Raw genomic sequence first — 24,775 nt, forward strand, 5'->3', positions numbered from 1 at the left:
TCATCGAAGGGTGCTTTGTGCGTCAGCTCATGCAGTCAAGACTTTACCAGGAGGCATTATGAACTGCTACACCAGTACATATGAAAACACTTTTTCTCGTCTTTTCCATTCAGACTGGGGAGTAATACAATATGCAGCCATATCAGACTAGCGTAGGAGATCAGCTCTAGTTGGTCAAAGACAATCGCATACCGTCAAACCACTAATATTCTCATCTAATTTTTGAATTTTGCAACTGCTTGATAGTTAAGATAATTATCATTTGCAATTTTATACATTACGCTTAGTATAGTTTAGTCCATAGAGAATTTCTAAAGACCGTAACCTTATGGTCAAAAAAATTTGCCTCTGCCGGGAAACTCCAGCAACTATCAGCTAGTCTTTTTCCCAACAGAAGTAAAAATCTTGATTGAGTTATTATGATTACCAAAATTCCCCATAGTAATTATCAAAAAAACAAATGCAGTTTTGATATTAGAGGAGATAAACGCAATCATTTTTTGCCCGGTAATTTATTTATAGGTTTATGTGCTGCCTTGCCTATTACCTTGGCATTACCGGTAGAAGCTTTGCAAGTACAGGTAAATCCCAAGAATCCCCGCCTGGGGGACACAGTTTCTGTAGTGATCAATTTAGATAATCCAGACAACACCAATAACCCGACTGTGTCAGTGGGAGAGAAAACATACCCAGCTTTTGAAGTAGCACCCAATAAGTATCGGGCATTCATACCCACAACCCCCCTAGAAAAGCCAGGTACTCGCAAAATTAGAGTATCTGGTGATGGTCAAGTTCAAGAGTTATCAGTGCCAGTAGTTACTCGTAAGTTTCCTGTGCAGCGTATCACTTTACCACCAGGTAAATCTGCTGATGGTGCTACTCAACACGAACTTAATCGTGCTGCTGCTTTCAAAGCATTACAAACACCACAAAAGTACTGGAATGGTAAATTCCTCAGGCCAAATAACGGTCGCATCAGCACTGTTTATGGTGTACGTCGCTACTACAATGGTAAATTTGCCAATGACTATTACCATCGTGGTCTGGACTACGCTGGTGCAGCAGGTTCGCGCGTAGTCGCCCCAGCTGCCGGAAAAGTAGCTTTAGTAGGTACTGTAGCTCAAGGATTTCGGGTTCATGGTAATACAGTAGGCATTGACCACGGTCAAGGAGTTGTCAGTATTTTCCTCCACCTGAGTCGGATTAATGTTAAAGAAGGTGACTTTGTGAAAGCTGGACAATTAATTGGCACAGTAGGTTCTACAGGGGCTTCTACCGGGCCGCACCTACACTGGGGTTTATATGTTAATGGTCAGTCTATTGACCCAACTTCGTGGAAAAACAAAACTTTTGAATAAAGAGGCGTAATTAATCGTTTCTGTTGTTGACTTTGTATATTTTTTGTCGATAATGAGTTAGACAAAATAAGTTTGAATCGGTTCCGTCCTTACCTTGCTTGGGTGGCTTAAATATTAAGATGAGCGTTATGAGTATTGAAAAAATTGTAGAACAAGCTCTCCAGGATGGTTATCTTACGCCAGCAATGGAAGCAGAAGTTGGACGCATCTGTGATAACGCCTCAGAACTCTCAATAGAAGAGTATATGGCGTTGGATAGGTTGATGGGAGCGTTATTGACTGGTGAGGTAGTAGCGGTTCCTCGCAAGCAGTTCATTAACGTGATGGAAGAGTTGGTATTAACTGAAGCGATCGCCAGAGTAGCAGAAATTGAAGCTACTAGCGAGAGTTCCATCGATGTCGGGGATATTGCCGCTTATGCCCTCAACCGCTTACCCCCCTTATATGCCACCACAGAAGAAGGTGCTAGCTACCAGCGCATACGCGCCAAAGCAGAACTGCAAGAATTAATCGCCCAGCAGGTAAGTGAGGCAATCAACCTTAATCTTGACCAGCCAAACGACAACAGAACGCCTGTGTCAACAAAAACCACTGGCAATGAAGTCTTGCGTCAGGTTAGCAGCTTACTACAAGTCTACGCCCCTAGTTTTGAGCAGAAATCTTCATAATCAGTCAGTTTTCAGTTGTTAGTTGTTACTTTTTAGGTTTTACTACTAACCAATGACTACTTACAACTGACTAATTCTGTACTATCACGGGTGTCCCTACTTCTACTTGGTCATACAACAAACGGACATCAGAATTACGCATCCTCAGACAGCCGTGAGAAATAGCTGTTCCCAGAAGATGAGTGTCTGGTGTACCGTGAAAGCCAATTTTGTTACGTCCATCAGACCAAAAGCCAATCCATCTTTCCCCTAAAGGACTATCAACACCCGCAGGGAAAACTTTGCCTGTGATGGGGTGTCGCCAGATGGGATCGTGTTCCATATGTGACACGTTGAAAGTACCCGTAGGCGTTTCCCAACCCCTCTTACCGATAGCAATTGGGTAACTAGCTATCACTACATCTCCAGCATAAACATAAGTGCGGCGATCGCTTAAATCAACCACTACTTCTTTCTTGGTATTTTCTAGTTTATTAGATGTTTTTCTATGTGCCGCAGGTTGAGATAATCGTAACTGGCTTTGATCTGATAAATCAGCGTTTTTTCTTGACTCTGGTGTTAATAACTGTGTTTTTTTAGGTAAATTAGTCTCTAAAGCTACATTTTGGTTCACAGTATCCGACTTATTATGAGATTTAATAGTCGAAGACTGCGGTTGAGATAGTCTATCTGGAGTAGTGGCACCAAAAGGTGCCGGCGCGCCAAAAGCGGTTTCGCCTAAACCCCCCTGATAAACCCCTCCAGGGCGGCTTGCTGTGCTGGGGATTGGCTTCTTAAACTGACCCTGCGCTGTAGTAATGCGCCAATGCACAGCTAACGATAATATGGCTGTGCCAAAGCAAAGAAACATTACCATACGCCCTACAGATTCATTTCTTACCATTGCCATCGCCTATTGTTTATCCCTGACATATTCAGCAGACTAATTGAATATTTTTATTCCCTAATTATCAAGAATTTATAAATTCTTATCTGTTCCCTCATAACTATGCCTACACACTTGGGCAGACTAAGGGTATATAGGCATTACACATGGACAAATTCTGGAGCAGAAATTTGTTTCGCTGAAGTGTCGAGGAGAGAATTTTTAACATCGAACTTATCGGCAGCACCTTCCAAGTGCAGCAATCAATCTTTAGTGGTGTGGGTGGGAGAAAGACCATGTTAGAAAAACTATGGCTAGCAGTCACGATTACATTTGCCCTCAATTTATTTTTTCAGGTTCACGTTCCTGATCAAACCAATTCTGGTGCTATTTATCAACACAATATAGATACATCAACAACAATCTTGGTCAAAATACCGGAAAAATGACACTTCCCAGTTACTACAGACCCAGAAATTTCTGATCTTAAATTTTCCTGGTATCCGAATTAAAATCATTAGCCAGGCAGTTTTTTAATGGGAATTGAGAATTACTTTCTGGGTCTAGATGATGTGCATCACTCTGCCTCGCTATTTTTTTAGGCTGGTATTATTACTAATAATAAAGTCTAATAGAGCCAGTTTCTGTCAGCCAAATAACTAAGTTTCATATTTCATCATAATCAACATAGCTATTGTTAAAATAGAAATTTTGGACATATTACGTAGATTCTAGAAGACAACCTTGGACAATTTATTGTGTTATGAATTCATATTTATATTCGGTTTGAAAGTGCTGAAATTATAACTTTGTTTCTACTACATCCAGATGCTTTAGAAATAGTAAAGTCAATTTGGAAAAATTTCCACAAAAATTATATAAAAATTACTTTCCTCCCTTTTTATCTTGCTTATACATAGATAATTTTCTATGAAAATCCGTTACAGACTCATTTCATTTAGTCAATAACAATCTGCATATTGATTAAACAGCTTTTAAGCATACATCAATGATTTTGTCAACCATAATTAGTCACCTAGCATTAGCTCCACAACCATATGTAATATAGCCTTGACTTGGCAGATGAACAAAAAGAATCCCCAAGAACAAGATTGACGTTGTGCGTCAGACCAAATGCACCCAATATCGAAGAAGTCAGTGTTACAGTCTTAAATCCGTCACGTAATTCAGGAACAAGTGGCCCATTAGCAGGTCTAATAGATAGGGATGAATTAACGCCAGTACGATCTATGAGTCAATCGATTACTGTATCCTGGTCAACGGTTGATGCGAGGTGTTCAGAAGCATCTGTGCAAGTTGACAAACTCTCGAACCACGATTTAATCTTGCGCTGTCAAGTAGGGCTGCGTCCTGATCGTGTTGCGTTTGCCGAGCTATTGCGCCGCTATCAAACCCAGGTTGATAGAGTTTTGTATCACCTAGCCCCTGATTGGTCAGACAGAGCCGACTTGGCTCAAGAAGTTTGGATTCGCGTGTATCGGAATATTAACCGATTGCAAGAACCATCTAAGTTTAGGGGCTGGTTAAGCCGGATTGCTACCAATTTGTTTTATGACGAATTGCGTAAACGCAAGCGGGTTGTAAGTCCTTTGTCATTAGATGCGCCCCGTTCTGTAGATGATGGCGAAATGGATTGGGAAATTGCTGGAGATACACCAGGGCCAGAGGAAGAACTGACAACTAGAGAATTTTACGAACAACTGCGAGAGGCGATCGCGGATTTACCAGAAGTATTTCGCACTACCATTGTTCTGAGAGAAATCGAGGGTATGGCATACGAAGAAATCGCCGAAATCACAGGTGTATCCTTGGGAACAGTCAAGTCGAGAATTGCTAGAGCTAGATCCAGATTGCAAACTCAATTGCAAACTTATCTTGATGCCTAATTTACAATATCCTTAATCTATCCTATGGGAGAATTTAACTATTGATTAAGAATTGTGAGGAACCTGTATCATGCCCTTGCCATCATTAAAAGAATTAATAAACCTCTCAAGGTTGTCCCCCTTCTGCCCGTGGATGAATTGGTAATAATGTTAGTATGACTACTGATTCTAATTTTAATGACCGTTGTCGGCGGCAATTTTCGAGAGATTTACCACAAAAGATGGCTAGGCATACCAACGAAGCAACGGGTGCTATGGATATGGTGAAGCGCGATCGCTTTGAATTATTGAGTGCTTACCTTGATGGAGAGGTGACAGCCGCAGAACGTCGGCAAGTCGAAGACTGGTTAGCCAACGATGTGGCAGTACAGCGCCTCTATTCCCGACTATTAAAGCTAAGGCAAGGCATACGAACTATGCCCATACCAACAGCCCAACAATCACCAGAAACAACAGCAGAGCAAGTATTTGCCAAAGTTAACCGCCGTTCTCGATTAGCTTGGAAATTAGGCAGTGCGGCTGTTGCAGCTTGTGTGATTGGTGCTGTTACTAACTGGCTACCAGGGCGGCAAACGAGCATACCCCAACTAGCCCAACAACCCCAAGAACAGCCTACTCAAGCTGTCACCAAGCCAGATGCACTGCCTATGATAGCCTTGAACAACCCAGTAATTGAAATTCCTAAAGCAGCCGTAGCCTCACCTAACAACTTTATACAGCCGCAGCCACAACTAGGAGAGATTCCCCCAGATATCAACTAATCACCAAATGTGTAGTCGGCAGTTTGGTGCTGACACTTATTGTGGCTACTCCACCAACCATCAGGTAGGTGAACACCTCTTAGCATCTCCACTTTGGCTGGGTTCATCAAGTATACCCAAGCCCATCCGAGAGACAAACCCAGGGGATTTTTTACTTTAACCTCCAGGCGATTGTAAAGATTCTCTGACATTTCTCGCTCAGGCTGATAATCTTCTAGCGTGTCCAAAGCATCTAGAATTCCTAAATCAGCAAAAGAAAGTAAATATCCATGAACGGTACTTTCCCCCATCGTCATGGCTGGATAGCCCATTGGCAAAGCAAATAACTGACCTAGTGTAGTTGCTTTTTCGGCTGACACTACCTTGCCAGCACAATATCTTTGATAATTTCCTTCACCTGGTTTGAGAGTGCCGTAAACAAAAATCCGCACTCCGCCGAAAAATTTTGTTTTTAATTGTGTCATCCCTTTTTTAACCGACTGATTCCTTTGCCTACCATCATCTACAATATGTAGGCAAACAAGATTACAGAGCCAGTAGGAGAATTTTTGGTGGACTCCCGATACAACCCCGCAACACTTGAGGAAAAATGGCAAAAAACATGGGTAGAACTTGGTTTAGATAAGACCCAAACACAAAGCAATAAACCAAAATTCTACGCTCTATCCATGTTTCCCTATCCATCGGGCAGCCTACACATGGGTCACGTCCGTAATTACACAATTACAGATGTGATTGCCCGCCTCAAACGAATGCAAGGGTATCGGGTACTGCATCCAATGGGATGGGATGCCTTTGGTTTACCAGCAGAAAACGCCGCCATTGACCGTGGTGTACCTCCTGCCAACTGGACTTATCAAAACATCACTCAAATGCGGCAACAATTGCAGCGTCTTGGTTTATCCATTGACTGGGATAGCGAAGTTGCCACCTGTTCGCCAGACTATTACAAATGGACACAGTGGATTTTCTTACAGTTCTTGCAGGCGGGGTTAGCTTACCAAAAAGAAGCAGCCGTCAACTGGGATCCCATTGACCAAACCGTATTGGCAAACGAACAAGTTGATAATGAAGGTCGTTCTTGGCGTAGCGGCGCTATAGTTGAGCGTAAATTGCTAAGGCAGTGGTTTTTAAAGATTACTGACTATGCCGAAGAATTATTAAATGACTTAGATAAATTGACGGGTTGGCCGGAACGCGTCAAATTGATGCAGGCGAACTGGATAGGGAAATCTGTAGGCGCGTATTTAGAATTTCCCATTGTCGGCAGCAATGAAAAAATAGCCGTGTATACCACCCGCCCTGATACAGTTTATGGGGTTAGCTATTTAGTATTGGCACCAGAACACCCCCTCACCAAGCAAGTCACCACCAAAACACAACAAGCCGCAGTAAACACCTTTATTCAAGAGGTGGCAAATCAAAGTGAGTTGGAACGTACCGCCGAAGATAAACCTAAACGCGGTGTAGCAACTGGTGGTAAGGCAATTAACCCGTTTAACGGCGAAGAAGTACCCATTTGGATTGCCGACTATGTACTGTATGAGTATGGTACTGGGGCTGTGATGGGTGTACCTGCCCATGATGTACGGGATTTTAAATTTGCTCAGAGATATGATTTACCCATTGATTTTGTCATTGCAGCCCCTGATGATGTAGCAGGTTTTGACTTAAGCCCGACATCAGAGACAGAAGAAGTCACACAAGTCGTGCAAATAGAATATAACCAAGCCTACACAGAACCAGGAATCTTAATTAATTCTGGGGCTTTTACTGGTATGACTTCCACAGATGCCAAGCAAGCGATTGTGAAATATGCCGCAGAAAAAGGTTTTGGCAAAGAACGTATTCAATATCGCTTGCGGGACTGGTTGATTTCTCGGCAACGCTATTGGGGCGCGCCGATTCCCGTAATTCATTGCCCTAATTGTGGGATAGTACCAGTGCCGGACAAAGATTTGCCAGTTATCTTACCAGAAGAAGTGGAATTTACTGGACGCGGTGGTTCACCGTTGGCACAGTTGGAAAGCTGGGTAAATGTACCTTGTCCTACTTGTGGTAGTCCTGCCAAACGGGAAACTGACACGATGGATACCTTTATTGATTCCTCGTGGTATTTCTTGCGGTTTACGGATGCTAGGAACGAAGCACAGGTATTTGAATCAGCAAAAACCAATGACTGGATGCCCGTAGACCAATATGTAGGCGGTATTGAACACGCGATTTTACACTTATTGTATTCCCGGTTTTTTACTAAAGTGCTGCGCGACCGAGGTTTGTTGAACTTTGATGAACCATTTGAACGTTTGTTAACTCAAGGGATGGTACAAGGTTTAACTTACTTCAATCCGAACAAGGGCGGTAAAGATAAGTGGGTTCCTTCCCATTTAGTTAACCCCAATGACCCCCGTGACCCCCAAACAGGTGAACCATTGCAACGGCTTTATGCCACCATGTCCAAATCTAAAGGCAACGGTGTCGCACCAGAAGATGTGATTTCTAAATATGGTGTAGACACAGCACGGATGTTCATCTTATTTAAAGCGCCGCCAGAAAAAGATTTGGAATGGGATGAAGCTGATGTAGAAGGACAATTCCGCTTTTTAAATCGGGTTTGGCGTTTGGTGACAGATTATGTTGCATCTGGGGTCAACTCTAAAAATAAATCTGGTGAATTGAGCAAGTCAGAAAAAGATTTACGGCGGGCAATTCACAGTGCAATTCAGTCGGTCACAGAAGATTTAGAGGATGAGTATCAGTTTAATACTGCTATTTCTGAGTTGATGAAGTTAAGTAACGCCCTTACTGATGCTAACGGCAAAGATTCACGGGTTTATGCTGAAGGTATTCACACATTAGTGGTGTTGCTGGCTCCCTTTGCGCCACACATTGCTGAAGAATTGTGGCAGTTATTGGGTAATAGCGAATCAGTGCATACGCAAACCTGGCCTGCTTTTGACCCAGCCGCTTTAGTTGCTGATGAAATCACTTTGGTGATTCAAGTGAATGGTAAGAAGCGCGCTGATATTCAAGTTCCGTCACAAGCTGATAAAGCTGAGTTGGAGAAATACGCCCGCGAATCAGAAGTTGTGCAGCGTCACCTTGAAGGCAAGGAAATTAAAAAGGTAATTGTCGTGCCTGGAAAGTTAGTTAATTTTGTCGTTGCTTAACTATTTGTGTGTTTCTGGAGAAAAGCGTTAGAGGTCGGTGTACCAAAGCTGTCTTTTTCTGAGTCAATTGATAATGACTGCCGTAATCCCCACCAAAGGTATTGCGGCATTTTTTTATTTTTAAACACAGAGGTGGTTCAAAGTTTATGCGGAGGGACGCAGAGGTTTGGTGAAAGCTCTGTGTTTCGTAGTGATGAAAAACATCTAATTGCCTATATCCTCATTCCATAGTTCAGGATTAGTTTGAATAAACTCACTCATCATCTGTTCGCATTCATCTAAATTTAAATCAATAACTTCCACACCGTGGGACACCATAAAATCTTTAGCACCAGGAAAAGTCCTAGATTCACCGACGATGACTTTCTTAATGCCAAATTGCACCACAGCCCCAGCGCATAAATAACACGGCATTAAGGTTGAATATAATGTGGTACCTCTGTAACTGCCAATTCTGCCAGCATTACGGAGACAATCGATTTCGGCATGAGTAACAGGGTCACGGTCTTGTACACGTTTATTATGTCCTCTGCCGAGAACTTTGCCATCTTTGACAAGAACAGAACCAATGGGAATTCCGCCTTCTTGTCTACCTTGTTTTGCTTCTTGAATGGCGGCCTGCATAAACTCATCCATTTTTCATCCTCCTTATATGACAAAACAACTAGTGTTAATGGATCATGATGGTGGTGTAGATGATTATCTAGCAACTATGCTCCTGTTGACGATGGAGCATATTCAACTCCTGGGTGTTGTCGTGACTCCTGCTGATTGTTATGTCCAGCCTGCGGTGAGTGCTACGCGTAAAATTATTGATTTGATGGGATTTTCTCATATCCCAGTGGCAGAAAGTACTGTACGCGGGATTAATCCTTTTCCTCGGCTGTATCGGCGTGATTCGTTTATTGTTGACCATCTGCCTATTCTCAATCAAAACGAATTGATTCATACACCTTTGGTTGAGGAAACTGGTCAAGATTTTATGGTCAGAGTATTGCGAGAAGCACTAGAACCCGTAACATTAATGGTTACAGGCCCACTCACAACGGTTGCAGTTGCTTTAGACAAAGCACCAGACATTGAAGCCAAGATTGACAAGATTGTGTGGATGGGTGGCGCTTTAAATGTTTCTGGTAATGTGGAAAAAAGTTTAGAGGCTGGACAAGATGGTTCTGCCGAATGGAATGTTTATTGGGATGCAGTTTCAGCTGCACGAGTGTGGCAAAGCGAAATTAAAATAATTATGTGTCCCTTAGATTTGACTAACGAAGTACCAGTGACCTCGGAGTTAGTATACAAAATGGGGCGACAACGGCATTATCCTGTATCTGATTTAGCAGGGCAATGTTATGCCTTAGTTATCCCACAAGATTATTATTTTTGGGATGTGTTAGCAACGGCTTATTTAGGACACCCAGAATTTTATCAACTCCGCGAATGGGAGACAGAAATTATTACTAGTGGTTTGAGTCAGGGACGGACTAAAGTTATCGCTGGTGGGCGCAAGATTTTAGCTATGGATAAAGTGGATAAGGATGCTTTTTATGCTTATATTTTGCAACAGTGGGCAAGGTAATACTAATTCAAAATTCAAAATTCAAAATTCAAAATTCAAAAAAATGGACGGTTGAGAAATTGACATCCTAAACAAAGTCAACTTAAGCAGGCTTCATGAATGTAAATTAAGGGAGCAAAAAAATAAATTGTCCGAAATTTATAATTTGTTAGGGTGCATCAGTATGAAAAATTTCTGAGTATAGTTAGGTTCTATGGCGCTGACGCACCCTACATTTTGGATATTTTTTATCTAGAATTCCCTAAGTTGTTTGCAACTATTTTTGCGCTCTATAAACTGGACTTATTTGACGATAAGTGTTGAGTAATTCTAAGAATTTATCAAAATCAAAACTTAAGGGGTCAACTCTCTGGCTGGAACGGTCTACTGCTTTGTGTGTGGTGATGCGATCTTCTGGTACTTGGCTTTGAGCAATTAACCAAGCTAAAGAGTTATACTGCTCTGGTGTATAACCACTATGAGATTTTAGGAGATTATTGCCGCGTCCGTCTGGTGGTGTTTCTAGAGAAACATGATAGGCAAAATTATTGACAGATGGTGGTAAGTTAGGATTAGTTTGTACAGTTTCAATACCATCTGCGCCATCAAAAACTGAGTTAGCAGCACCAAAGGCTCGCTTTTCTGGAGGGACTAAATATAAAACAGTTCCATCTAATTTAATTATGGCATGGTAACTTGCCTGGACGGTTTCATCTGTATGGGGTGTTTGGAAAAAATTAACTGCGCTGGAAGCAGAGTTACTAGTTTCATGCAAAACAATAATTGGTTGATTTTTTATCGGTGAGCCATTAATATCTTGGGCATAACGTTCACCATAATTACTTGGATGTACAGCCGCAATTTCTAATTTTGGCTTGTACTTGGCAAACGCTTGAGTAGTTATATATCTACCAGAAGACTGATTAGTTATAACTGGAAAATTGCTAATATCTTGGGCTTTGCTACCTTGGTTTATTTCGGACTGGATTTGTATCTGAGGATATTGTCTCCAAGTGGCTATATCTGAGTTTGATGATGTTGCTGTATTTTGTTGTATGTGTGTAGATTTTCCTGCTAATAAAGCCAATATCAAAGCGGCTAACATCAGAAAAATTAGTGTAACCCTGGTAGCCCAGTCACGGAAATTCATTTTTTTATAATTAATAATGCTGCCTTAATTAATCTTAATATACTTCTCTTATTCCAGAAAAGGTTATTAGCATAATTTTTTTAGCTACAAAAAGTATTTCTCTAGAGAGATAAATACGGAATTTTAATATTGTTTAATTATATGTTTTTGATTTGAAATAGCCAATTTCCTTACATCTCACATCGAATTTCTTGACGGTAGGCTCATTACTACTGACAGACCGATTCCTAAGATGCTCTGGTTTTGTTGGTTGTCGATGGTATTGCTCACTCAACAGTAATTCCAGGTATATGTGTCTGTATAACGTTTAGCACATCTTCGCTTTGTATCTTTGGGGGCAAAAGCAAGAAATCTTTCAAGATGTACCGAAGTGAATTTCGTATTTTGGATACAATCCTTAATTTATATGAAATCGAGTCTTAAAAAAAGAGAATTATTGTATCTTAGCTAACAAAAAATACCATTCTAAATATAGTGTCTGCCGCGAAAAATAAATTCTGGAGATTTTATTTATTTTTTGAGTCTTAGTTGAATTAACTGATATATTTGAATCAACACTTTAATTTATGTTGATTGTTCATCTATTAGCCATTTTTTGCTTGCCGCAGTATTTTTCAGACGTTTCAAATAAGCACTGAGGCATGGATCAAAGTATATTTTTAGATGTCTTAACTAGCTTACAAAAATTATTTGTAGGTTATATTCCCGCCGCTATATTCGGCAGCTTCATTGGATATCTTATAGGTATAAATGTTGCTGTATATCAATTGATGCGGCGGATTTTTCAGATTCCTAATAGTATTCCTCCCATTGCTATTCTTCCCCTGACATTGGTTATTTTTCAAGAGAGTGAATCAGCTGTAGCGGTAGTAATTTTTATGGCTAGCCTTTGGACGATTATTATTAATACTGCTATAGGGATTCAACATTTCCGTAGACAAAATAATAACTTTCGCGCCGTTATCTTTCATACATCTCATGCACTGAAATTGGGTATTTGGGTAGCATGGTTTACTGTGATCGCTATAGAAATGTTACTCGCGTCTAAAGGACTTGGTGCTTTGTTGTGGAATAGTTATAAATCAGGTAATAGCAACTACATAATTGAGGGTATACTCTACATTGGTATTATCGGATTTTTACTAGATCAGTTTATAGATTACACAGGTTATCTTTTAGCCCAAATGGTAACAGATAGCAAAAAATCTTCCTGAACGTTACTTTACTTTGCCTCGAAAGCGCACGAAGCCGTAAGACTCTGGTGGATTCCCGCTACTAGTTGCAGGGGGTAGGTTGGGTAAGATCAGATTACGTGTAATCTCCACTACTAAAGCTCCATTGGTATTGCTACCAATGTTGTTGCAAACGCTTGGTGTATTAGGATCATTAGCTGGGTAAAAAGTGGCGCGATCGCTATCTGCTACATTACTTAAATAAACTGTTGGTATAGTAGAGCCAATAGCTAAACCAATACCTTGATCTGTTCCTGACAAACCACCATCATTAGGAGTCAGACTATTAAAAGCATTGGGAATAAAATTAACATTAGTCGGAACTAAGTCACACAATTTCACTTTAGTTACATTACTTAACCCATTGGAAAGGAAGTAAATTGTGTACTCTAGCTCATCTCCTGGTTTGACAACGCCAGCATTAATCAATCCTCGCAAATAGCCGACAGGCCATTTAGAATCACTGTCATTAGTAGCATAAGGTTCTGGCACATAGTTACTGGCATTGCTAGGAACATCACTACGACCATCGACAATATCATTTAAATCTTGATTATTAACGCGGGTAATACGTTTAGTTAACAGCAAGTTAGGACTAGAGCTAATAGCATTTGATGCTGTAAATAAAGTGGGGTCATCATCTGCCGTACTGGTAGGGTTGTTACCAGTATTTACACCATTATCAGCAATTTGTAAGAATGAATTGCCAAGAGTTGGGGGGTTACTAGTAGCACCAGCAGAATCTGCATCAGTAAACACTGTACCGACAGTTCCTGTAGAATTATCAGGTGTGTTAAAAGTAGCATTTGCTTGGTTACTAATGGGATTACCCCCATTAGCATTATTAATTGTGGCAGTGATTTTAATCGTGATGGTATCGTTTACACCCAGAGTTCCAGAATTTGTCAAAGTCACCACACCAGCACCGTTATAACTGGGATTCAGCGTAATATTATTCCCCGACGTTGCCGTAGTAATTGCTGCACTCACAAAGGTTAATTGTGAGGGTAATGAGTCGTTAATCACAAAGTTAATAGCATTGCTATTGCCTGGACTCAGGTTAGAGTAGGTGATGGTATATTCAATGCGATCGCCTACAGTCACAGTTCCACTATTATCATTGTCCGTGAGGAAGCGAACAGACTTGGTTCCTCTGACATTTGCTTGATTACTAGTAGTAATTACCAAGGGAGTATTGATTGCTTGACTGGGGAAATATGTCCAAGTATCTATCCCCTTAAAGTCACCATACCCACCACTAAACTCATGCTCTCCTAATGCGCTATTAATCCCTCTAGCGGCATTCCGAGGGCTAGTAGCTCCTGTCCCATTCAGGTTAATCGTCGTACCGTTAGCTGTAACATAATTGCTGTCATTGTAATAAACGGTAGTCGCTCCAATCGGCTGTCCATTCATATCTACAAGGCTAGGAAAAGCAGTAGGAGGGTTTTCCATTGTGATTTTAAATCCCAAAGGATTATTTTCCGCATCCAACATGGGAAAGTGATATTCACCAGATCGTGTTGTGATGATGGCATTATATGGATCATTGTTTGGTCGAGGTGGGAGATTTGTCCCAGACGCATCCTTCCCATCCCAAAACACTACATTTGAGCCAACAGACAGCACATTTTGTAGCACTCGATCAACGCTAGGGTCATAAATGTTATCCGTGTTGGTGTCAATAATTATTTGATAGCTACCAGTAGAAACGGCATTGAAGCTAAAATTTCCTCCCACACCCACAGGGGCTTGATTCCCACTACCTCCGGTACCCCCAGTAAATTTGAATGAAGTTGGTACTGTCGGCACAGTCGCCAACGTAGAAATACCTAAATAATTGAGCGTTGAGTTGTCAGGTCGATTGAAGAAAACTAAGTGGGTAATGTCGGTTGCAGTATCAGCAACAGTTGGATCTTGGACTCGCACATTACCGCTAAAGATCAAATCATTATTAGTAGCGCCACCGGCAGAACGGTACACAGTGCTGTTATTTGTTTTATCGATAAATCCCCGGTTATTAGCAAAAAATATAAAACCAAAGGGATCGATTCCATTCATATCAGTTTCGTAGCGATACCCATCTTTGGTTTGAATATACAGCTTAGAATTGAGTGCTATGGGATTACCACTACTGGCATTTGACCCCATATTCATCGCAATATAGTTAGTAAATACCCGTCCTTTCTTAGCAACGCCATTACTCCGAACTGTGATATCCCAAGCCGCTACCCCTGAGAGTTGAGTACCATCTGTAGGAAATTGCACCGTTACATCTCTTGGCGGTGGATTGCCTGAACCACTCGTATTTACAGAACGAAATTCAACTTCATAAATACCAGTTTCTGTAGCGACAAAACTACAAGGGATATAGCCACCACTATTAGGTAAAGGGCCGGCCGTTTCTTTAGCAATTGTGTCAATAAAACCAAAACCAGTAGCCAGAACATCACAAGAGCCATTTTGACCATTAAAGGGACTGCGGTAAACAATATCCTGTGGGTTTGAGAAACTAGTAGCGACACTAGAACCAAGATTAACTGTTTCTCCCACTTCCACATACACTTTCAGTGTAGTTTTCCGAACAATACCTGCTGCTGTTAAATTTGACCATTCCAGGTAAGGTCTATATCCACCATCAGAAATTAACTCTTTGCTACCTTCCGCCCAGCTAGGTTGGATACTATTTCCGAAAATACACACAAAAAAGCCCAGGCTACTCAGCCATAGTTTTCGGCGACTACTGGTTAATGGCTTTTTCATGGTTTTTTTGTTTAGATTGCCCACAGTTGCAGAAAATCTATCATTTCTATAGATTTTTATGGTGGCGATCGCTTTTAAGTAATTAAATAAATATTTCATTGGTAAATTTAAAATTTAAACAACATAGGCATAAATGTAGGTGTAATCAAAATGTTGCGAAATATCTATCCAAAATTGTTGGACTATTTTTCCCATCGGCGACAGTCGCATTTCACCACCAATAACATTGCCAACAAAAATGAGTGCGATCGCCTGTACAAATAGTCACAAAATACTAACCATTAGCAACATAATCCTGATTTTTTAACCCCATAGATTCCACCCGATATTTGCCCCGAAATTTTGTTTATTCATCATCCAAATTATTCCCCATACACAACAAAATCTGTAGAGACATTGCCGTGCAAAGTCTCTACCACGTCACGGTTGACGCGCCACAGATTTTTGTAATCCAAACCCATCAAATAATTCATTCAATTTCAACGTCAGACCTAAATAAACCCCCCCTGCTGACCGCGTACCGGAAAAATCCCGGTCATCAACCTTACCAAAGGCATAACCAGCCGAAAGCCGCAAATTAGGACTCAAATAATATCCAGCCTCCACTACAAAACCCGTCTCTGTATGGTTAGTTTGACCAATCACCCGCGCCTCACCGACTAAGTCCCAGCTATATCCCAGGCGATAAGTTGCACGCAATTGTCCCAAATTCACCGTACTAGTACCAGCTAAATCACTGGCTAAATAAGAGGTACTATGACGCAGCGCATATTTACCATAAAATTCCCATTGCCAATTAGGTGCATAAATAGCTTCTACAGCAAAGGTATGGTCTTGAGAACCAGTACCACTACCTAAAAGAATCGTGTCAGGAATAGTCGCCGGATTTTGACGATATTCATAACGCAACAAGGCGTTAAATTTATCGTTGTTGGGGTCGCGGTAAGCTAAACCCAACTTCAAATTGGCTGTATCCCCCAGACCAGAGAGTTTTTGATTGGAAGAGTTGGCTTGTTGATATCTCACTAAAGCTGTGAGTGCAGGAGAAATTTTCCCTAAGGCGGCGGCTGTAATCACCGTGTTAGAACCACCAGAAGAAGTCCGATGTTCATAACGCGCGCTTGCTTGGAATTGAGGATTATCAGAGTATTCCAAACCTATGCTGTAACTATCACCCCCATTAAATCCAATAGAAGAAGCACTTTGACCAACAGCAAAGGGTTGGGCAAATTGTTGACCTGCGGCGGTGCGGTTGAAGAAGTTACCAAAGACGTGTTCATAAGCCAGATTCAGCCTTAAACCACGAGCAATCAGCCAACGGTTATTTAACCCAATAGCACCTTGAGTAGTCAGTTCATTCGCCCCACCAATGATGGAGTAACGACCGGTGAGGGTAGTATCAGAACCGAGTTTATGCTCACCGTTAACACTTAAGCTGGTGATGGAGTTACCAGAAGACTGACCGCTACTATAAAACTGTTGAGCCAAGCTGATATTCACACCAGGAACAACAGCCCAATTAAGACCGAAGATAGTGCGGTCTGGATAGACAGTATCTTTTTGGGAAGATAGGGTGAGTTCGTTTTGGGCTTGGAATGTCAGGTTGTTGGTTAGAGGATATGTTAAACGGGAACGCAATTGATCTGATGTACTTTCTAGACCATTTGTCGCTGTCCGGTCTTCCCGATTACGGTGAATCCAATCCACATCTACAGTGGCTTTACCAAAACGTTGTTGAATCCCCGCCGAGATTGTTGTCAGGGAATTATCGACTTGGCTACCGGGAATTGCTTGTGAACGCGGAGAAAATAGTTCTTCAAATGTATCTAGTGGTTGGGGTGCAATACCAAAGTTGTCTTCATGGTCGTACTGGACACGGATATTTGTGGTTGGGGAAAGTCGCCCTGTTAACTGTCCACCATAGCGAGTTTGACCAGGGACAAAACTAATGGTGGCGTTATTGGCAAAACCTGTGTCGGCGTAGCGATAATAAGCCCGACCTTGGAAACCTGAAAAAATCTGCCCTTGGGCTTCCAGGCGGTAGGCTTCCCCTCGCACCCGCCCCATTATGTCAGAATCATTACGAGAATGGGCATATTCGGCAATTAGCTGGTTTTGAGAACCGAGAGAGATTTTGGCATCTGCACCATAAAGTTCAAAACCACGTAGTCCTTGATTCTCTCTGACATAGGTTGCAGCTATCCAACTTTCTTGGTTGAGGGTACGGGAAAAGTTGTATTGCAAACGACCTGCATAGATATTGCTATCAGAATTGTTGCTGTCATATTGATAGCTGACAACAATTCGCCGCACTAGAACCTGTCCCGTTGCATCAATATCAGTACGTAGGATTGGTTCGCGGAAGATGATAGTACCGCGATCGTAGTCTATTTCGTAATCTGGGCCGCGATTTAGTTGTTTACGTTCCAGCACCGTACCAGGACGATTGAGTTCTTCCAATTCGATAAAAAGGTTCTCACTACCAGGAACAACTAACCGCCGGGAAAGAAAGTAATAACCACTGGTTCCATCAGGTGCAATGGTGTCTCGTTGAAAAGCTTCTAAATTATTGCCATAGAAACCTGTAATTTGCAGATTACCTAAGTTGTAGCTGGCTTTAAAACCGTGGAGTTGGCGGGTAACGGCGGTGAATTGCTGAGAAGACCGAGCAAATTCTTCTGTGTTGTAGTCGCCCCACATAGCATAATCAGGCGCAGTACCCGGAATACCTGTAGAACGTTCAAAACGCAGATATACGCTGTCAGTTGAAGGTGTAACTACGTCTACCTTAGAACTATCGCCGTAAACAGGATAGTTTTGTTCGCTAGATTGGTATGACCGAAACAGACGATTATCACAGTTACAGTCTTCGTTGAGGCTACGAGAACTGTTATATGCGCCCGTAAATAACCACTCACCGATCGCCCCCGTGGCAAATATAGCTGAGTTAAACTCTAATTGGGTGCCGTTATCTCTATCAGGGGGGAGGAAATCACGGAAACTGCTGTAATAATTTGTTCCTCTTGCTCCCAACCGCACATCTATCACCCCAGTCACCAAACTAGGACGCAGCGCTGTGGCAAATTCGATTTGGGTAAAGGCTTCTAAATCGTTAGTTATAGCCCGAATCCTGGCTGTTTGGGATTGGAGAGGCGATCGCCACACCGCAGTAAATTCCCCCTTTTTCGCTTCTACCTGAAACCCTGGTTGTTCTGGTTTCAAGTCAGTTCCTACCAACTCTCCCACCGTGGGGATTAAGGTAATAATCGCATCTTGATTTGAGCGATTGCCATTTTCATCGAGGAGTTGACCGCGAATTGTCGCCGTTGAACGTCCATCAGCTGGGACACGAGATTCAACAGTTTCTACTGTGAGTTTTTTGGCTGTTCCCCTGACAACTACCCGCATCGTAACGGGTGCTTCTGTCCCTCCTACTATTTGTGCAGCTAGAGTATTTTCCCCTTCCTTGAGACCAACTCCATACCATGTCTGCGTTACTAAGTTAGTATCAGCATCAGTTTCTGTACGTCCCAACAAAGAAGAGTCTACCAATACCCCATTTACCCGCAACTCTACTTGACTACCAGACGGGAACTGCACTACTACGGTAGTTGCCGACACATCAATCACACTGTCAGCTGTGGGAGTCAGGATTTTCGCTACTGTTGCAGTTGTCGGAGTATTTTCCCTCCGTCCATTACCCTTATCTGTTTCTGCAACTAATTTGCGTAAACTTCTAGGTATGGGTGTATCTGTTGCTGGTTGAAAGGTGGGAATTTCTTTTGGGGTAGTTGGCGCTGGTTCTGCTAGTCTACTTAAACCTCTGGGTAATGGGTCATCTGCTGGTTGGAATGGTGAGATAGCATTTGTTGGTGCGTTGGATGTAGGTGTTTCCTCTGGTACTTCATTAGTCTGAGTTGTGCGACCTAATCCCCTCACCCCTTTCTCTACCGGGGAAGTGGAAAGATTCAAAGCCTCTGGGGCGGGAGAGGGGTTTTCTATTTCATCCTGGGTTAACTGAGTGGTTAATTCCGTAGTGCGACCTAATCCCCTAATCTCCTTCTCTCGTAGGGAAAGGGGAATATTCAAAGCCTCTCCCCTATGAGGGAAGAGGTCGGGAGAGGGTTTTTCTAAATCAGGTGAAAATTCTGGATTTTCTTGAGCTTCAGCATGAACTATTGCTGGACACAAGACAAAGCTTAAAGCCCCGGCCATTGCTCCCATCAACCGCAAATTGAAAATAGTTACAGGTTTCATGGCTTGACTACCTCCTCTGGGGTGGGAGTAACCGCAAAGTTCATCCTTACCAAACCACCAGGTTCGAGGCGTACCCAACGAGATTGGCTATTGCGTTCGCGGAATTTTTCGTTGGGAGCTAGTTTGTAACCAGGGACGCTACTCAGGTCTAATACTCCCGTGTGGCTTCCGGGTAAAACGTTGGCGAGTGAGAATAAACCGTTGGGATCTGTGGTGATACGGTTACCGTCTTGGAGGAAAATCACAGCGTTGGCAATTCCTACTTCTCCCGGCTGTTGTTCACCGTCAAAGTTTTTGTCATCAAAGACCCGACCAATAATAGTGCCGCAATCAGAAACTATACCTGGACGAATCTTCAGCTGGTGCGTTGCTGGGCCATCCTTAATCCTAAATCTGTTATCAGCCCGTTCAGCATTGACGATCGCACTATTACGACCACTACCACGCAAGGAATCGGTCGTCAGTTGAGCTGCATAGGCAATGTTAATGACTTTACCAACGGGAACATTGGCGTTAGAGCGAAATGTAATAGTGTTGCCATTACTAACGGGAGTGACAGTTACTGATTCCCCATCAATTTCACCACGCACAGACTTAGGAATAAAATTAAAACCTAAGGGTAAAGTATCCGTAATTTCTACATTACTTAAAGCCGCATCAGATAAATTTCGTACTGATAAACGATAGATAACAGTATCTCCAGGTTCAGCCGCAGCGCGATCGCCTGTTTTGATCAGCTGTGCCTGAGTTACCTGACACATATTCGTCGTGAACTCAAAAGCTAATAAATCTAGTCCCACAACTTCGGCATTAGGAACTAAAACCACAGTGCTTTCTACCCTAGAGTCACCAGTCAAACTGATTGGTTGACCATCCAAAGAAGTCGCAATATAACGCACAATATTGTTATTAATTGTGCCTGTGCTATTGAGAATTTCAATTTTAATCCGCCGTTGTCGATAAACGGAATTAGCTGGAGGGTTAACTACAAAAATATAGGTTCTACCCGGTTCAATTTGACCACGATTCGGGTCGAGCAGAAAATTATAAACACCAGCCGGATTATTGGTAATGAAATAAGGATTACTGTTCTCAGAATTTGGTCTTAAACCGCCAGGAGTATCGTTATTGGGAATATCAGGAACTTCTGTGGGTGTGAGGGAAACTAACTGACCTAATTCTGTGCCGGTGGGGTCACTGGGATTAGTTTCATATACACTCACCGAAAAACCAGTGTAGTCTGGTAATAAAGTTCCTGCACAACCTAAAATCCTCCCTAATGGGTCAACTAAAGGACTAGGATTGACATTAGTTTTAATAGTTGATCCTTGATATCGATTATTACTAGCTCTATCTTGATAAGAGTATGTAGCTTGGTTTGTGAGATTGACTACGGGAGTATTTTGCGCGGTCACTGGTGTCGGTATGGTAGTATGCAATAAGCTTCCTAAAAGAAGATTGGCAGTTAACTTGTGATACCAGTTACTGCGGAAGTAAATTGATGTTGGTTTACAAGGACGAATCACTGAATTTATCCCCTCAGAAGCGCCCTGTTATTTATAAATAAAGGCATTGTATTGACGCAAATATGAGCCGTCGTTATCGGAACTTGGAACAACGGCTAACTATTGATTAGATGTTTTCTAGTAGTGCTAATTCGTAGTTAAGAATTAGGATTAATTAACGCACCTGAGTTAAATAGGTCGCTTTGACTGTAGTTTTAGCTGCTACTAATGGCAGTTGCAAACGAATATTTGTATAAGCTGTAGCTGGTGCTGGTTTAATTTCGACTTTGCCCCCAGGGAGGGTAACTTTAACTGTGGGGTTCTCAACAAAACTGCGCCCGCCATCAATGCTATAAGTAATTTTGGCTTCTTTTTGAGAAATATCAACCGATTTCAGCACATATACCGTGCCTTTGGGAATTGGTTGATTGAGAGTCAAATTTTTGATTGAGCGATCGCTTTTATTTTCGCCATTTAAGGTATAACGCAACACATCTCCAGGCTGTACTACCGCTTGACCTTGTAATGCTTGCCAAGTCACCTTCTGTTTCCCCTGCTGATCTTTGCTAATAATCTGTTTTTCCGCCCCTAAGCGCAGTTGCAATTGTGGTTGATTTTTAATACTTTGAGCAACTACACTTCCTGGTAAGTGATTGATAAATGGTGCGGTAGCAATCAGCGCAAATGCACCCATACTAGCGATAAGAACACCCTTCATTACAACTAACCCCAAAAAACTGTTAGATATATGATTCCCATGTTTGCGGTCAGGACTTAAGTCCTGACTACAAACTGTGCAGAACTTAGTTAACCTTGCGTCGGAAGGTAAATGTTCGCTGCTGACCTGGTGCTACTTGACCAGTCACACTGTTGACATACCGAGTCACATCAGTATCGACAGTAGTTCCAGTCTGATCACTACCTGAGGTAGTAGCAGGATTACCATTGAAGAATTGGATAGTACCATTGGGGTCAGTAGCTGAACCAATAATGTTGCTGGTATCAATCTGACCATTACTATCATTGTCTAATGCCCAGTTATTAGGCGCAGTTACCCCATTTTCATTGATGACAACATTGCTGGCGTTCAGGATGATGTTACCGTTACCAGATTGTGGCTCAGAGATGTTGCTGTATTGAATCTGGTACTCAATAATGTTCCCAGGTACAGGACTCTTGTCAGTATCGCTAAGTATGCCATCAGCCCCGGCTACAGGTTGCCCATTTTGATCTAAGATTCTGGAAAGTTTCCGCAGTTTCAGGAAGCCAGTATATACACGGTTAATTGTAGTATTTTGTACAGCTTCTCCATTTAAGCCAGCAGTCCCATCATCCACAAAGGCTGTCACAGGAACGGGGAAACCTTTATCAATATCTGTAGATAATTGAGTACCATCAGGTAAGTCAATTTCCACACCGTAGTTGATGTTTGTACCTGGTGCTACACTAGGAATAGTGATGTATTCACTTGTGAGATTAATGGTGGATTGATCACCTGTTGTAGCCGGATTGCGATCTAGATCAAAAAGGAACTCAGATCCAGTCCAGACATAGGATCTAGATTCGGAACCATAAGTAATTGTAACTAAAGTACCAACAGGTAAATCAGCATTGTTTCCAGCCGGTGTATTACTTGCCGGTGGGATGGGTACTAAAGAGTAGTCACTAGCAGCGCTACCGCTATTTCTGATAGTGTTGGTAAAGGCTACAGGTTGTGGATTTAGTGTAGAGTTTGGTTGTGTGCCGAAAGGTACTAAAGAAGATTTGTTAGTGAAGTCATCGTTTGTACCACCAGAGGGGCCGATAGCATTAGGAGCATTGACTGGGCCATTGAGAACGGCTGAAGCCACAGGAACTTCTAGCGTGAAGATGTTGGCTTCACCACCTGTACCTACACCAGTGTTATCGTTATTACCGTCAACTCCTGTTTCTGGAGCAGATGGATTATCAACGAAACCATCATCAACACTGGTATCAGGTAAACTATCAGGCACACCATCAGGGGTAGTGCCAGTATCTGTACCTGGCGGTGGTGTCATATTGCCTACTTGTCCATCGAAGTTACTGGGGTTTTGGTCGCCAGACTCATCATAGACAGGGAAGTTATTCCCAGGGGTTTGACCAAACAACTGAGCAATGTTGGCAACATTTAAAGATGTGCCGGCAAAGCTGGATTCAACTCTTAAATTAATAGTAAAACCATTAACTGTTTGATTGGGTGCAACAGATGTAACTGTAGCCGGGTTGTTGATAAAACCAACGCGGGTGACTGTACTTAAGTTTGCTGGCGCTGTTGTCGTCCACGCCGCAGCATTAGCATCTGTTGTAATTGGTGATGTCGTATATACGGCTGTCCATCCGTTGGGAGCTGTTACGGATACCAAGTCTGTGCCTGTAGGAATGGCATCGGAAACTAAGATGTGCGAGACATTAGGTATTCCATCAAGGTTAATACCCCTACCTTCCAAGGCTGCTGGAGTGATACCCTGTCCTGTGGGGTCATTACCTTCAACTCGCAAACTCAGACCATAACTAAGTGTGTCATCTGTAATGGAATTAGTTGTTCCCGCATTGCTGTAAGCAGTACGTGTCTTGAGAACTGTGGCTAAAGAGTAGGTTTTAACGCCTCCACCTACTTGAACATCAATAGATGTATCACTAGCTTCTCTAGTGCCGTTAACAGGAGCGCCATCAACTTCATCCGTCACACTACTATTGAGGTTATCTACAGTATAAACGTCACCACCATCAGGACTACGCAAGACGTTTTGAGCATTGGCTGGGGTATTACCTAACCTAACCGTAATGATGTCACCGCTTTGAGCGCCTGGCTGTACAGTAACAGGGACTCTAACTAATACCTGACCGCCGACAGCAATGTTGGGAACAATGGCCTCAGAACCAGTGATGTTAACCCAAGTTACGCCGTTGTCAGTACTATATTGCAGATTATTGAGTGTACCGTTGTTTGGTAATGTCCCGGAAACTGTGGCAGGCCCTGTTGTTGTTGCCAAGTTGGGTATACGGAACTGGGTGGGGTCGTTACCGACGTTGGTGATGGTGTAATTGAAGATTAAGAGATCATTTTCTTCAATCGTACCGCCGTCATCGTCCACTAAACCTGTGTAGTCTACTGTAATACCTGCAACTTCTGCCACTGTTACTGTGACAGTGTTGGAAGTTGTATTCAGGGGTACGTTGGGATTGTTGGGGTCTTCGTAAGTAGCAGTTGCTTCGTTGGTGATAGATTGACCCGCCTTAGTTCCTTCTGCTAGTGCAGGCGTAGTAAATGGGAAAATGCCGCTTGCTAAAAATGCTGTGGCGACTAAAGCACGGTAAATTCGTGACTTCCCAGTCTTGTGAGCTTTTTTGTGGAAATTCATTTGGTGTGGTTACTTGGGTAGAGTGCTGCCTGGTGAATGTCGAGAAAAAATGAATGGAAAATACGCCTGATACAAGAAAATAAAAGCTGTAATAAAAATTACGCCTTTTCTGAGACAAACGAACTAATCTTAGAGTAATAAAGATTACCGAAATCTTTCTAGTCTAGTTCCTATAAGAAAGTATGTTTACAGATGTAAACG

17 protein-coding genes are annotated in these 24,775 nt (G+C 42.3%); 8 read left to right on the plus strand and 9 right to left on the minus strand.

What is annotated here, in order from left to right; all coding sequences use genetic code 11:
• The first annotated feature begins 419 nt into the window (after positions 1-419).
• A complete protein-coding gene (locus H6G14_RS18600; RefSeq protein WP_190568813.1) occupies positions 420-1,358 on the plus strand; it encodes a M23 family metallopeptidase in 939 nt (312 codons plus the stop codon).
• Between the two features lie 128 nt (positions 1,359-1,486).
• On the plus strand, positions 1,487-2,026 hold the full coding sequence (locus H6G14_RS18605) for a late competence development ComFB family protein (RefSeq protein WP_010997428.1): 540 nt from the start codon (positions 1,487-1,489) through the stop codon (positions 2,024-2,026).
• 70 nt (positions 2,027-2,096) lie between these two features.
• On the opposite strand, the gene H6G14_RS18610 is transcribed toward H6G14_RS18605, so the two are convergent.
• Positions 2,097-2,915, minus strand: coding sequence for a L,D-transpeptidase family protein (locus H6G14_RS18610; RefSeq protein ID WP_190568814.1), 819 nt, complete (start codon positions 2,913-2,915; stop codon positions 2,097-2,099).
• Between the two features lie 230 nt (positions 2,916-3,145).
• Between H6G14_RS18610 and H6G14_RS18615 the strand changes: the two genes are divergently transcribed.
• From H6G14_RS18615 to H6G14_RS18625, 3 genes are all read left to right on the plus strand, one after another.
• Entirely contained in the window at positions 3,146-3,340 is a 195-nt protein-coding gene (locus tag H6G14_RS18615) for a hypothetical protein (RefSeq protein WP_190568815.1), read from the plus strand.
• Positions 3,341-4,141: 801 nt separating this feature from the next.
• Positions 4,142-4,798 (plus strand): sigma-70 family RNA polymerase sigma factor, encoded by a 657-nt coding sequence (locus H6G14_RS18620; protein WP_190568816.1) that lies wholly within the window; start codon positions 4,142-4,144, stop codon positions 4,796-4,798.
• A 155-nt stretch (positions 4,799-4,953) separates the two neighbouring features.
• A complete protein-coding gene (locus H6G14_RS18625; RefSeq protein WP_190568817.1) occupies positions 4,954-5,559 on the plus strand; it encodes an anti-sigma factor family protein in 606 nt (201 codons plus the stop codon).
• On the opposite strand, the gene H6G14_RS18630 is transcribed toward H6G14_RS18625, so the two are convergent.
• The gene (locus tag H6G14_RS18630; protein WP_190568818.1) at positions 5,556-6,023 is read right to left on the minus strand and encodes a gamma-glutamylcyclotransferase family protein; all 468 of its coding nucleotides are present in this window, start codon (positions 6,021-6,023) and stop codon (positions 5,556-5,558) included. The genes H6G14_RS18625 and H6G14_RS18630 overlap by 4 nt on opposite strands.
• A gap of 87 nt (positions 6,024-6,110) precedes the next feature.
• Between H6G14_RS18630 and leuS the strand changes: the two genes are divergently transcribed.
• Positions 6,111-8,729 (plus strand): leucine--tRNA ligase, encoded by a 2,619-nt coding sequence (gene leuS / locus H6G14_RS18635; protein WP_190568846.1) that lies wholly within the window; start codon positions 6,111-6,113, stop codon positions 8,727-8,729.
• Between the two features lie 204 nt (positions 8,730-8,933).
• Here leuS and H6G14_RS18640 read toward each other — a convergent pair whose 3' ends face one another.
• Positions 8,934-9,365, minus strand: coding sequence for a nucleoside deaminase (locus tag H6G14_RS18640; RefSeq protein WP_190568819.1), 432 nt, complete (start codon positions 9,363-9,365; stop codon positions 8,934-8,936).
• 16 nt (positions 9,366-9,381) lie between these two features.
• Between H6G14_RS18640 and H6G14_RS18645 the strand changes: the two genes are divergently transcribed.
• On the plus strand, positions 9,382-10,305 hold the full coding sequence (locus H6G14_RS18645; RefSeq protein WP_190568820.1) for a nucleoside hydrolase: 924 nt from the start codon (positions 9,382-9,384) through the stop codon (positions 10,303-10,305).
• 256 nt (positions 10,306-10,561) lie between these two features.
• Here H6G14_RS18645 and H6G14_RS18650 read toward each other — a convergent pair whose 3' ends face one another.
• Positions 10,562-11,434: an N-acetylmuramoyl-L-alanine amidase gene (locus H6G14_RS18650; RefSeq protein WP_190568821.1), complete on the minus strand. Its 873-nt coding sequence runs from the start codon at positions 11,432-11,434 to the stop codon at positions 10,562-10,564.
• Between the two features lie 641 nt (positions 11,435-12,075).
• Here H6G14_RS18650 and H6G14_RS18655 point away from each other — a divergent pair.
• Positions 12,076-12,648 (plus strand): ABC transporter permease, encoded by a 573-nt coding sequence (locus H6G14_RS18655; RefSeq protein WP_190568822.1) that lies wholly within the window; start codon positions 12,076-12,078, stop codon positions 12,646-12,648.
• 3 nt (positions 12,649-12,651) lie between these two features.
• Here H6G14_RS18655 and H6G14_RS18660 read toward each other — a convergent pair whose 3' ends face one another.
• From H6G14_RS18660 to H6G14_RS18680, 5 genes are all read right to left on the minus strand, one after another.
• A complete protein-coding gene (locus H6G14_RS18660; RefSeq protein ID WP_190568823.1) occupies positions 12,652-15,528 on the minus strand; it encodes a DUF11 domain-containing protein in 2,877 nt (958 codons plus the stop codon).
• A 321-nt stretch (positions 15,529-15,849) separates the two neighbouring features.
• The gene (locus tag H6G14_RS18665) at positions 15,850-19,686 is read right to left on the minus strand and encodes a porin family protein (protein ID WP_190568824.1); all 3,837 of its coding nucleotides are present in this window, start codon (positions 19,684-19,686) and stop codon (positions 15,850-15,852) included.
• Positions 19,683-21,212 (minus strand): DUF11 domain-containing protein, encoded by a 1,530-nt coding sequence (locus H6G14_RS18670; protein WP_190568825.1) that lies wholly within the window; start codon positions 21,210-21,212, stop codon positions 19,683-19,685. The genes H6G14_RS18665 and H6G14_RS18670 overlap by 4 nt, the downstream gene beginning before the upstream one ends.
• Before the next feature lie 154 nt (positions 21,213-21,366).
• Positions 21,367-21,909: a DUF11 domain-containing protein gene (locus H6G14_RS18675; RefSeq protein WP_190568826.1), complete on the minus strand. Its 543-nt coding sequence runs from the start codon at positions 21,907-21,909 to the stop codon at positions 21,367-21,369.
• An 85-nt stretch (positions 21,910-21,994) separates the two neighbouring features.
• Positions 21,995-24,574 carry a beta strand repeat-containing protein gene (locus tag H6G14_RS18680; protein ID WP_190568827.1) on the minus strand — a complete coding sequence of 860 codons (2,580 nt, stop codon included), beginning with the start codon at positions 24,572-24,574 and terminating at the stop codon, positions 21,995-21,997.
• Between the last annotated feature and the right edge of the window lie 201 nt (positions 24,575-24,775).

Origin of the sequence: Nostoc parmelioides FACHB-3921 (genome assembly GCF_014696625.1) — a bacterium.
Classification (GTDB): domain Bacteria; phylum Cyanobacteriota; class Cyanobacteriia; order Cyanobacteriales; family Nostocaceae; genus Trichormus; species Trichormus parmelioides.